We start from the raw sequence: 12,553 nt of genomic DNA on the forward strand, positions 1-12,553 counted from the left end.
TATCTATAAAAGCCCCTATTCTCAATGAAAGGACCGCCAGAAAGCGCCTTCTGTCGAAATAATGGAGCGTATTTGGGCATAAGGAATGCGAAAGGTCGGAAATCCAGCAGCAAATGGAGCAATATCATACGGGTTAAAATAAAGATGCAGCGCATCCTCCGTCACATAAAAAGGCTGATCCGGCTTAATTCCCGCATACGTGTCCGGGAACACATAGCTGTACTGAGGATCCATCTTAATTTGCTCGCCAACGATATCACTAAGCACCTTTACATAGTTGCTGCCTGGCTGGAACAGATCCCGCAGCTCGTACATCGCTCCGTCTACGACATTGATGTGGCTGTAAATCATCGTCGGCATGCCATGTGCAGCCCCGAACGGGAAATGGTAGCCGTTTAGCTGCAGGACGAGCAGGTTTTTATGGAACCAGGTGACGTCAAAATCGCCGTCATACGAATATTCCAGCTGGACATTCGCCGGGACCCTCTTGACCTGCGACAGCTCCTCCAGCTTGCGGTTCACCTGCTGCTGAGCTTGCCTGTTGGCCATGCCCTCAACGCTTGGATAGTACACCAAATAATCAACGTTTGGCTTATATTTATGCTCCTTGACGCGCAGCGGGACCCGAAGCGGAATGACCGTGTTGCTTTGCCAAATGAGTCGCCCATTCCGTGTATAGTAGGACTCCCGGTTATCGACTATAGCCTGCACCACGCCATCCATAATCGTTAACACGCCTCTGCCGGACAATCGCGGATACCCCTGAGCAGGCAGCCCCTTTGTATTTATAAAATAGGTCTGTTTCCCATCGGTGACTGAAGCCAGCCCATACTTATAATCCGCCACATCCGTGAAAAAATAGTCCGTCAGCAGCTTGCCGTCATGATCTGCAATCGCATAGAGCGAGCCGAGATACGGCTGATCCGCGTTTCTCGCCTTGCCCAGCGCCAGCCGCTGCTCGCCCAGCTGGCGAATATCATTATAGGCCGGCTGCACGACATAGCCGCCCCGCTTGTCAATAACGCCATACAGCGCGCCAAAATCCTCCGCTGTATTCACAATCGCCCGGCCATCCTGAAACGGCATAGCCGCTGTAAACGCCGGATAAATGACCGATTGGCCGCGCTCATTGATGTAGCCATATTTGCCGTTTTGTTCCGGCTGATAGGAAAGCAGCCCTTCTCCGAGCTGGCCTACATCATAAAACGGGTATTCGGCGAGCTTGCGCCCGTTTCGATCAATTAACGCAAAGGCCTGATCATGCAGCTTTACGACGGCTTTTCCTTTGGCAAAATCGCCAGCGCTTTCGAACTGCGCCGGAATAACCTCCGCCCCTTTGCGATCCAGATACCCATATTTCGAGCTGCCGTCTGCTTCATTCATGACGTAGAACATCGCCCGTTCATCCGCAAACGCAGAAATGTACGAATAAGCTTTCGGGGTCAGCACATTGCCCCGCTCGTCAATGATTTTAAAGCCTGCGCTATCAATGATGACCGCCCTACCTTCCGAAAACGGGCCAATAAAATCATAAATCGGCCGTACCCGGAAAGCGCCTGACATGTCAATTAGGCCGCTGTTGTTGCCTGGCTGCACGACAGCGAGCCCATTAGGCTGAAAAGCATCAGCGCGACTGAATTGCGGCGCAATGACGAAGCTGCCTTTAGCGTTGATATAGCCCCATTTTGTCCCGCTCGTCGTCTTTACTGCTGCCGGAAGCAGTACCGCTCTGCGCTCGTTACCCACATCCTCCGCATCTAATGCAGCTTCTACATACTGCGTTCCATCATGCGACCATGCCGTGTTGATATCGGCCCGATCTAGCCCTTGCTGCAAGGCTTCCGGTTTGCCAAGCCCAGCTGGCGAAGCTGTTTCCAACATTTTTCCCGCAGCTCCAAAACCATCAAAACCATCAATATCCGCAGTTATTCCTGGTGTTGGCTGCGCTGTCCCTATAGCTGTTTCCCCTCTGCCGCTTGTCAATATAGCATGCTTTAATTGCTGCAGCACCTCAAGCGATGGGTACGGCACAGGGAAGCTAAGCGCCTTGTGGACAGAGGCAAGCGCCGCCTGCAGCTGGCATGCTTTAAATTGCGCGTCCGCAAGATGGAACCAATAGAAGCCATAATTGGGATGCTCGGCTACCATTCGTTCGTAATAATGGACGACTTTGCGGAAGTAATACGGATACACATCTGGCGCCGGAATAAGCACCCCTTGCGCCCAGCGCATAACGTGGACATCATATGCTTCCACCGTATCATGTGCCCACAGTGCCAGCTCCGCCTGCCCATCCCTTCCATTCGGGCCAGGCATATCCTCCACATCCAAATAGCTGAAATTGATGCCATCCGGCAGCACCGGACAAAGGCTGAAATTGCTGTAGGCATACACCGACAGCGTGGACCATATCGCTCCAACCTGCCAGCCAATGATTAAATTGCAGCATAAGCGGCTGGTTACCGGGGCGGCAGTCATCACCGTTACGCCATACCCATTTCCTTTCGCACAAGCGGCTACAACCCAGCCAAACTGACAATGCTGCAAAATCATAACAAAATATTCGTTATTCAAACGATACACCGCTGCTACCTCGGGGCAACCGTCCCCATTCAAATCCGCCACAACCACTGCGTAATGTGGTGACGGGCACGAAATTTCAGCAAGCTCCGCACCAACCGGCAAATGAGCGGCAGCCAAACGGACCCACTGCATGCCATCCGCGTTCATTTTCATCACACCCCACCCGTATACGACTGGAATTTATCCTTAACAAACTAAACATATGCAGGAAAAAAGGGAATATGATAGGGGTTTAGAGAGGCAACAACAAAAAAAGGTAACATATTATTTTTTATGTAAACAAAAAAACGAAAGCCGGTAGCTTCCCGTATCAGGAGCATCCGGCTTCTTTTATTTTCTAACTAATTATTCGTTCGATTTAAAGTAATCAAATAATTGTATTTGCTTGCATGCTTCAGCTCGTCTAAAATAATTCCAAAAACCGTATCTTTGTATATACCCACGGGCAAGCCGAACCAAATGCTGCGATATTTTTCAACTGCAGCAAGCTCTCCTAATAAAGCTTCCTCTACTCCGGCAAGATAGGAGCTCACGGGCTGATGGGGTTCATTGCTGACTCCGGTAATTTCCTGGCCGGTAAGTTGTCTATAAATCCCGCGAAACATTTGGTTGTGGCCGCGCTCATCATTGCGAATAGACATAATTATCCCTGCCTGCTCGGCATTCGGCGCAAGCCTAATCAGCTCATCATAAAACAACTCGTCATTTCGTTCCCCTTGTACAGCCTCCTTTATCAAGGTTAGCGCATGCTGCGGAGTTGTTGCCCATACTGGCATAAACATCGTGTTTCTCCATTGATGGTTAACCCAATTCATCTATTAGCCTCCACAAATAAAGATCGTTATTTAGATCAACATATGTGTGTGCAGCCCATTTGTTTACAGTTGTCTATTCGACGGCTTGTTCTCCCACTATCGCCTAACCTGTCTATTCCTCTTGATTGGCCGCATAAAGCGACACCATTGCCTGCACCTCTTGAAGCAGCTTCTGGCGCAGCTCTGACGGCTCAAGAGCCTCAACGGCTGAGCCGAATTTAAGCAAAATTTCGCAAGCGGATTCCAGCGTATTGAACAGCACATCCGCCTCTACCTCACCATGACAAACAGCGCCTTCTTTCATAAGCGTGACATACCACTGCTGGCGAAATCGGGGCAGCTCTGCTTCCCTTATGCGGATTTTCGCCGGATAACGCGGCAGCGCAGACTTGAACTCCATAATGGATTGCTGCCAGTAGGAAGCTAAATCGAACCGTTCTGGCCGATCGAACGTTTCCCCCTGCATAGCAGCCTCATGCAGCCGAGAAATTCGATACGTTCGCATGCCTCCTACCGTGTCAGCAACCAAGTACCAAGCGTTATTTTTCGCCACGAGCCCAAGTGGTTGAACTAGCCTCTCAGCCAGCTCCGCTCCGCGAGAGTATAAAATGAGCAGCTTCCGCTCCAGCCAAATCGCTTCTTGAATCAGCGGGAGAAGCGGCACCTGCTCGCTTGATTCCCGCCAGCCCGCGCCATCGATATGAATACGCTGCCTAACCTTTTCCGCTTCCTCCTGATACATAGACGGGAACGCGGCGACTAGCTTCTGAAAAGCAGATTCAAAGTTATCGCTGATTCCCAAATCTAAGGCAATGCCCGTAGGCTGGGACAACAGCAGCGACTGAATTTCTTCCTTTTTCATGCCGGTCAAATTCGTACGGTAGCCTTCGGTGAGCATCCAGCCACCATTCGTCCCGCGCTCGGCTACGATAGGAATACCCGCAGCGCTTAACGCCTCCATGTCGCGGTGGATCGTCCTTCCTGATACTTCAAGCTGGCCCGCGAGCTCCTGCGACGTCATTCTGCCGCGGTTTTGCAGCAGCAGCAATATTGCAATCAATCGATCTGCCCGCAGTTGATTTCCCTCCTTCCTCTTATGTCGTTTCTCCGTTGTCCGATTCTGGACTTGCGCCTATTCCGATGGTAGCTGCATAGTTTCCCCAATGCGGGCGGCTGCCATCTTCATCGTCAAACACGTATTCCTCCGAGAGCCCCCAAGTGCTTAGCGCCTGCCCCGTTTTGAGGTGGACTTCTGGATCAGATGCGAGCGCGGCAACCGCTCTACCAATATAGGCAGGCGTCTCTGACATGAGAAAATGCGGCTCCTGCGCAGCAGCATCCCGCCAATTCTCCTTCGTTACTCCAAAATGCTCCAGCATCGCCTCCGAACGCAGAAAACCCGGTGTTAAAGCAAAGGCGGTTACGCCAAACGGGCGCAAATCCTCCGCCATCGCTTTAGCCAAATGAATAACAGACGTTTTGGCCAAGCTATAATACAAATTGCCCCGATACTGGTTGTCTACTCCGTCTGTAATTTCAATAATGAGCCCTTGTTTTCTAGCCGTCATAAGCGGCGCGCCATAATAACTGGTGATCATATGAGAAAAAACAGCACGCTGCTGCATAAGCAGGCCATCCTCCAGCGAATGCTCCCAAAACGGCTTGCCCCACTCGGTTAATGGATCGCCGCCCCATACATCATTCACAAGCAAATCGAGCTGTCCGTTCTGCTCTGCCTTCACTCGCTCGAACAATGCCTGAACTTCCGCCTCCACCGTATGATCTACTCGCACAGCAATGCCTATACCCCCAGCTGCAGTAACCATCTCCGCCGTTTCGTCAATCGTCTCCTGCCTATTCATATTCGACAAGCTGCCTCTCACACTTCGTCCTGTACAATAGACCGTTGCCCCGGCTCTCCCCAGACTAACGGCAATTCCTCTGCCTGCTCCTCTCGTAGCTCCCGCTACAACAGCTACTTTTCCGGCTAATGGTTTCATTACCAGCCACGCTCCCTTTTATCTGCTTGTTCCAATCTCACTCATTATAACGTCCGCTAGATGACAACTACTGTCATATATATCGAACGATTAAGAGTACAAAGTCAGAAATGGACGGGCAAAATAAAATCGCTAATGGAGCATGCGCGCCACTTTCCCCGCACTTCCATTAGCGATTGTCATACGTTATTTTACAGACGGCAAACGCCCTTGGCGCAGGTCGGTGCCGTCGGACATTCACAGTGGGTCCGAAGCTCATCAAGCTTGAGAATTATAATTTCACCCCGGACGACCTTAATTACTTCTTCATCCTTAAGCGCCGCGAGCATTCGATTGACACTTTCACGCGTCGCTCCAATCAGCTCAGCAAGCTCGTTATTGGTCAGGCGAATATCGAGATGCAGCCCTTCCGGACGCAGCACCCCGTACATATTGCTAAGCCGGATCAGCGTCGAGGCGAGTGCCCCGAGTTTGCCGAACTGCGTCAAATCACGAAGCTTTGACTGGCTAATTTGCTGCATCATTCCTAGCCACTTGGCAAAGCTGACCGCCATGCTCCCATTTGCATTAAGCAGCAGCTCCAATTCGTCAGAGGCGATAAGCCCGGCAACAACGTCCTCCGTCGCTTCAGCGCTCATGCCATGCAGCAGCTGTCCTTCACCGCCATATTCACCGAGAAAGTCGCCATGCCCAGCAAAAGACAGCGTTAGGCTTTTTCCATCGGCCATCATCCGGGTCAGCTTGATTCTTCCCGAAACGATTAAATAATGATAGCTCGCTGCATCGCCTTCCCAAAATAAATGATTGCCCGCCTCGTAACGATGCATGCTCATCCGCTCGGTTAAACGCTCCAAATCAGCTGGGGCGAAAAAGGCCGCAATGCCTTCTCCTTGCGAAATAGCGGGGCGAGCGAAGCTGCCTTGTTCGTTGGAGCTATTTGCGCTCATCTGGCTCATCCCCCTCCCGTTTTGTACATCATACCAATATATGACGTCTTTGTGCATACTTATGAAGAAGGAAATTGTAAAAACAGTGCCTTTTTCGCAAAAAACCTGCATCACAGTCATCATAGGTTCATTCAGAACCATGACTCGCGCGATGCAGGTTGCTTTTATTTAATGGAGCTCGGGCTCAGCGTCATCTCGCTGAGGGCTTCAGTCCGGTGCTTCCACCATCATTTTTGTGATGAACGAGGCGGTTGTAGCCTTTACGCAACAGTGGCAATACGTAGTAGTCAAGACCGTATTTGCCGGCATTCGCGCCACCGACGATGATTATGACGCCCAGCAGCACCATCCATGGGTTAACCGAGATCGTTCCAGCGAACAGGAACATAAAGTTCATGAGAAGTCCGAAAAATACAGCTGTTGTCGTAAGTGCACCAACGATGAGACCTAAACCAACCAGAAATTCGCCGAGCGGGATTAAAAAATTGAACAGCTTAGCATTAGGTAGGGCGAAATGCTCAATGAATGCGGTATACGTTGGGTAGACGGCGAGACCTGTCGCCCGGTCAGCTACTGGATTTTCAACTGCATTTTTCAAAAATCCTGCCGTATCGAAGCCACCGCCTGTCAGCTTGCCCCAGCCCGATTCCAGCCAGTGGTACCCGACATATAGTCTAAGCAGTAACAGCGCACCTGCCGCAATTCGATTTTCTCTCAGCCATTTGTATAACATGACCACTCACTCCTTAAGTGTTTATGTGTTGTTTGTTTCTGTCTTTATCATAAGGGATGGCAGAGCATTAATATGTGATTTTTTTCACAATACCTAAAAAGATTGGCCGATTTCGTCTATTTGTGTCGTTTATTTGAACGCATGCACAGGGCTGAACGACCATTGCGCTGCGCCACCTTTGATCCGATGTCAGATGTTGCTGATTATGTAAGTGGCGCAGAGCAACTGGCTGGAATCACGGGGCAACCATCTAGCCAATCGTCGGCTTAAATGGATTATTCCCGCCTCTCCGGCTTTTGCCAGCGATACGTTGAAAGCTTGTTTTCAAGTAGGTAATGCTCCCTGTTTCATTGTAGTAACGGGATAGACTACAAACGCTGAATCCTAGGTTAATTGGATTCAGCGTTTGTATTTGCAGCGTTTAGGAGACATGTCGTCGGGAATGGGATCAAGTTCTTGTCATTTACAGGCTCAAGTTCTTGACGTCATCAACACAAGATGATTCGATGGTGTGGGTCTTCTTGCGATCGAAAAAAGTCAGGCATACTTCGGACGCCTGGCGCTTCAGGAGCTTCGCCTGGTCCGCCCCGCCGTCGAAAATGGGTCGTCCCTCCAAATCCGGATTAACATCTCCTTCGCCGCTTCAGCGGCCATTGCCTCGCTGCCGAGCAGCGCGTAGCACAGCCGGTAGCAGAACACCTCCGCTTCTCTCAGACGGTTGATGCGCTGCGCTTTGTCCAATTCCCTCTCACCCCGCTCCAATACTCATAATTCAACGTAATGACCGACGTGACGAATTGATCCTCTTTATGTGCTAATCTGATTCTCATGATGTTGACCTCATTTTCCTGGTTATTGGACAGGAGCGAGTACTAAAGCTTTAAGATTTTCTTCCTGGTGTTTGTCCACCCCAAGGAAAAAAGCCGTATAATAAATACCGTCTTGCTTCCACACGTAATACGTTTGAGTTTTGAATTTCAACTGATTGTTATCCGAATGGATAGGCTCCCAATAGATATGATCCTTATCTGCATATGCCGATATTTCGATACCGTTAATCCCCAATTTGTGCATGAACGACAACTTGTTCACATCCACAATAGGCGCTTTGCTCTGATAATAATCAATCGTGTCATTTATTTCATAAATGGAGGAATTGTAAGGAACGCGATAACTATTCTTTAAGGCGTCTGTGTCCGGTCTAATGGAGAACCCGGTGTTCTGATCGTCAACCTGCTGCATAACCGAATCGGAAAGTTTAAGACCATAGTCTGATATGGCAAACGGGAATTTCACTGGAAAGCCAAGAATATGTTTTGCTTCCTGCAAATCCGTCTCATCATATAAAGGGAATGAATTGCCCTCACCCTTATAATCGACATATTGAACTTGTTCTGGCAATGCAAATGACTGAACGACTTTCACCAGCTCTTCTTGTGTAAGATCAGCGCTATAATAATTGATCGAATACGTTACACCGTTTTCCTGCCATACAAAACTTTTGGCTGTTTCAGGTTTTTTCTTATACTTGGACCTTGTAGTTGTGTACATAATACCTTTCATACTGCCTAATGTCAGGTCTTCTTGCCGGTAAGAAGGAGCACGGCCCGGTTCTTGGGAATACGAAGCCCCCCACAATAATTGATGCTCCAGCAAAGTGCCGTTTCCTTTGGAAGCTTTTATCTCAAAATTTTGCTCGTCTTGTTGGCCAAAGTTCGATACGAAAGTGATCGTAACTAATTCAATCCAGTCTGCTTTATTGGCTCTGCTGAAATTCTCACTCAAATCCACATTTCTTAGACGATACCCTTCGGGCAGATAATCAGGCGCTTTAAAGTCAAATGTTGAAAAAGCGAGCGCCCGGTCCAGATTATGAAACCATTTGGACGATGGAATCAGTCTGTCGATCTGAAAGGAGGAAACCGTATTCTCAACCTTTGAATCCGCTGCCTGAGAAGCATTTGAATCGACATTGGCGTTGGTAAGCAAAACTGCGCTCAAGACTAATATCAACAAAATAGCCGTTGCAGACAGCTTGTATGAACCTTGTTTGAACTTCGTAATCATCATAACTCTCCGTTTCGTCTCATTCTTGTTGTTGAAGAAATATGAAAGATTAACCCGTGGAGAAGAGCTTCGGGAAAAAAAACGCGACAGCATAAGAAGTGTCATGCCATATGACGAAGATTCCCGCTCACCCAGCGCTTCAAGCACGACCGCATCACAGGCCATTTCCCGATCGGAGGCCATTTTTTGCCGCGCCAGCCAAACCAAAGGATTAAACCAATGTAGCCATACCGCTAACGTCCATAAGGAATTGAACCATAAATCTTTGCGTTTATAATGTGCCAGCTCATGTAGAAGAACATGTCTCAATTGCCGGGAATCTGCGATGACAACAATATCTTCCGGCAAATAAATTCTAGGCTTTAACATTCCGTAGATCCATGGGCTCTGAAAACCGCTTATCTCATAAACCGGAATGTTTGGTTTAATACCCAGTTGTTCACTGCACGCTTTAAGAACAGAAAGTACCTCTTCATTGTTGATCCGGCGGGCGAATCGGAGTTGTTTTCTGAATCTTAGTGTCACAACCAGGTAATAAATACCGAGGAATACTAATCCTCCAAGCCATATCAATAAGCCGATTTTAAGTATACTGGACCCACCCCGATTTTCCTCGCCGCTGTGAGAGAGAGGAGTTGCTGTTACCAAATCAGAATCCTCAAGCCGGGATGCCGATAAATCGGAAGGCAGAGTTTCTTCTGCGCGTTGTTGTAAGGCTGCCTTCGTTTCGTCGCCGGATTCGAAAGTGTCCTCTCTTTGCTTCACGGATCCGGAATTGTCAGCAGGATGGCTTTGATCGGTTGTCCATTTATCTGCTATCGCTTGCGGCACCAGATTAAACAAACTGATAGAACTCGACGGACCAACAGGTACAAGCAGTTTAATTAATACAAGGAACCACAAGACATGAATGAATCTAGGTGTAAGCCGCAGATGGAACAACTTCCGAATGAAGAGGTGCAGCTAGATGATTGCCGTCGACGCCAACGATGCATTCAAAATAAGGGTGAACATCGTCTTCATGAATATCATGAGTTCTTCTTCTTTTCCAGCAGTTGTTGAAGCTCCTCGATATCTTTCTCGGATAGAGTCTCTTCCTCAAGAAATTTCGTACAAAGCATGCCTACAGCCCCGTTATAAACTCTGTCTAGAAAGGATCGGTTCTCGGCTTTTAAGTATTCTTCATGTGAAACCAACGAATAATAGAGATAATTTCTGCCGGCCTTTTCAAAACGGATCGCATTCTTCTTGTGCAGGCGGTTAAGGAAGGTTTTGATCGTCTGATCCGTCCAGCTCATCTGATCCGACAACTTCGAAATGATATCATAAGCAGACAAAGGTTCCTTCTGCCATAGAAGCTTCATTACTTGGCTTTCGGCTTCGGTTATGTGGGGAGAGTTGCTCATCTTCTTCACCTTTTTTATATGATTTGTTTACAAGCGTAAACGTTATTTATAGTTTATGCTTGTAAACAAAGTAAGTCAAGCGGAAAAGTCCCCAGCAGTGAAGAGTATGGTTACGACTATCAGTAGTTAACAGAGTGATTACTTTTACGCTAACGAAGAACGTTAGTTGAACTTTGCTCAGCTACGATTTACTAAAAGCGAGCCCCCCCTTGTAGAGTAAGGGAGGGCTCGCTTTTTTATGTAACGAATTGCTTAGCGTACGTTTTCCGCGTTTTGTTGTCGGTACCCCAAGTAGGGCAAGATGAAATAATCCAGCCCGAACTTGCCCGCATTGGCTCCTCCGATTAGAATAATGCCGCCCAGCAGCACCATCCAAGGATTGGTGGATATAGACCCTGCAAATAAAAACATGAAATTCATGAGCAATCCGAACAATACGGCCGTCGTGGTGAATGCACCTACAATTAGGCCCAGGCCCACAAGAAATTCACCAATGGGAATAATGAGATTAAATAGGCCTGCGTTGGGCAAGGCGAAATTCTCCAAAAACCCCGTGTACATAGGATAAACAAGCTGGCCTGTCGCTTTATCCATGATCGGATTTTCGACGGCATTCGCCATGAAGCCTGCCGAGCTAAAACCTTCTCCAGTCAGCTTGCCCCAGCCAGCCGAAAGCCACTTCACCCCAATATACAAGCGAAGAAATACGAAAATCCCCGCCGCAATCCGGCTCTCCTTCATCCATGTTAGTACCATCATCATTAACATCCTTTCGTCTAATTTTGTCGAATATTTTCATTATATAGGAAATTATGAATAATGTACGTAATTTTATTAAAAATTAAACAAATTGAATTTTATTGATTTTTAATACAATTTGAGGATATTACTTTTAGTTACCGTAATTTTAATTATGTAAACTTAATGGTGTAGAAAACCGCAAGCTATAAGCGGCTCATTTTCAACCGACATCCACACCATAAAAAACGCTGCATCAAAGATGCAACGCTTCCCTTCTTGTGCTATACCAGACGACTAAGCTTTTCTGCTGCCAATCTTCATTTTACCCGCAATATTATTCATCGCATTTTGCAGTTGTTTGTTGTCTATATGCGTATAAATTTGCGTCGTCGCTATACTCGCGTGGCCCATAAGCTCCTGCAGCGTACGAATATCCGTACCGCTGCGAATTTGCAGCGTGGCAAAGGAATGCCGCAGCTTATGGCTGGAAATTTTTTTGCCCTCAAGCTCTGGCAGTCTTTCCTTCAACAGCTCAATCGTCTCATCCGCAACGGTCTGAATCATGCGAATGGATAGTCGTCTGCCGAATTGCGAGACGAACATCGCCTGCTCCTTCAATTGTCCCGGCGCCTTTCGCGCCTCCAGCGCTCGGCGAAGCACCTCCTGAAGCGGTGCTGGCAGCGGAACAACCCGCCATTTCCGTCCTTTTCCGAGAATATGAAGCGAACCATCGGAGTGAAAATGCTGCAAGTTCAGACGATGGACCTCGCCTACCCGCAGTCCCGCATAACACATGAGCAGCATAATCGCTAAATTTCGCTCATAATATTTTCCGCCGACCGCAGAAACAAGCTGCTCCAGCTCATCCTCCTCTAAGTAGACAGGGATGCGCCCTTTCTCCTGCTTCGACTTAGCAATAAGTGCAGCCGGATTAACGCTGAGAGCCTCTAGCTCGATCAGCGCTTTATAAAATGAGCGCAAGGAAGAAAGCTTGCGATTGCGCGCTTCATCCCCTGCCCCTTTTTCACGACAAGCCGACATAAATCGCACCATATCCAATTTTCCAACCTGATCCAGTGCTTTCGGATGTACCATATGTAAAAAATGCTGGGTGTCACTCAAATAGGCCCGCTGCGTCGCTGCCGTCATCCCTTTGTTTTTCATCCAGATGGAGAACAGCTCTAGCTCCTGCGTATACGTATCGATAATTTCATGCTGCCACATGCTGCTTGCTACCTCCAGCTCCTCAAATCCAAACTTT

The 12,553-nt window shown here is 48.2% G+C and carries 10 protein-coding genes; all 10 read right to left on the reverse strand.

Annotated elements, in window-relative coordinates; genetic code table 11:
* Window positions 1–21: 21 nt before the first annotated feature.
* The 10 genes from WH37_RS13350 to WH37_RS13395 all read right to left on the reverse strand — a co-directional run bounded on the left by WH37_RS13350 (window position 22) and on the right by WH37_RS13395 (window position 12,516).
* Complete coding sequence (locus WH37_RS13350; RefSeq protein ID WP_063838019.1) at window positions 22–2,736, reverse strand: WG repeat-containing protein; 2,715 nt, start codon at window positions 2,734–2,736, stop codon at window positions 22–24.
* 188 nt (window positions 2,737–2,924) lie between these two features.
* On the reverse strand, window positions 2,925–3,398 hold the full coding sequence (locus tag WH37_RS13355) for a ferritin-like domain-containing protein (RefSeq protein WP_046231056.1): 474 nt from the start codon (window positions 3,396–3,398) through the stop codon (window positions 2,925–2,927).
* Between the two features lie 112 nt (window positions 3,399–3,510).
* Window positions 3,511–4,473: a helix-turn-helix transcriptional regulator gene (locus WH37_RS13360; protein ID WP_046231057.1), complete on the reverse strand. Its 963-nt coding sequence runs from the start codon at window positions 4,471–4,473 to the stop codon at window positions 3,511–3,513.
* A 19-nt stretch (window positions 4,474–4,492) separates the two neighbouring features.
* Window positions 4,493–5,398, reverse strand: a complete 906-nt coding sequence (locus tag WH37_RS13365; RefSeq protein WP_046231058.1) for an SDR family oxidoreductase — start codon at window positions 5,396–5,398, stop codon at window positions 4,493–4,495.
* 191 nt (window positions 5,399–5,589) lie between these two features.
* A complete protein-coding gene (locus WH37_RS13370) occupies window positions 5,590–6,345 on the reverse strand; it encodes a Crp/Fnr family transcriptional regulator (protein ID WP_052736962.1) in 756 nt (251 codons plus the stop codon).
* Between the two features lie 190 nt (window positions 6,346–6,535).
* Window positions 6,536–7,078: a DoxX family membrane protein gene (locus WH37_RS13375; protein ID WP_046231059.1), complete on the reverse strand. Its 543-nt coding sequence runs from the start codon at window positions 7,076–7,078 to the stop codon at window positions 6,536–6,538.
* An 852-nt stretch (window positions 7,079–7,930) separates the two neighbouring features.
* Window positions 7,931–10,108 (reverse strand): M56 family metallopeptidase, encoded by a 2,178-nt coding sequence (locus tag WH37_RS34640; RefSeq protein ID WP_082110788.1) that lies wholly within the window; start codon window positions 10,106–10,108, stop codon window positions 7,931–7,933.
* Between the two features lie 65 nt (window positions 10,109–10,173).
* The gene (locus tag WH37_RS13385) at window positions 10,174–10,551 is read right to left on the reverse strand and encodes a BlaI/MecI/CopY family transcriptional regulator (protein WP_046231060.1); all 378 of its coding nucleotides are present in this window, start codon (window positions 10,549–10,551) and stop codon (window positions 10,174–10,176) included.
* 252 nt (window positions 10,552–10,803) lie between these two features.
* Window positions 10,804–11,313 carry a DoxX family membrane protein gene (locus WH37_RS13390; RefSeq protein WP_231594224.1) on the reverse strand — a complete coding sequence of 170 codons (510 nt, stop codon included), beginning with the start codon at window positions 11,311–11,313 and terminating at the stop codon, window positions 10,804–10,806.
* Window positions 11,314–11,586: 273 nt separating this feature from the next.
* Window positions 11,587–12,516, reverse strand: a complete 930-nt coding sequence (locus tag WH37_RS13395) for a tyrosine-type recombinase/integrase (RefSeq protein WP_046231062.1) — start codon at window positions 12,514–12,516, stop codon at window positions 11,587–11,589.
* Window positions 12,517–12,553: the final 37 nt, after the last annotated feature.

This window comes from Paenibacillus algorifonticola, from assembly GCF_000971975.1.
Taxonomy (GTDB): Bacteria; Bacillota; Bacilli; order Paenibacillales; family Paenibacillaceae; genus Pristimantibacillus; species Pristimantibacillus algorifonticola.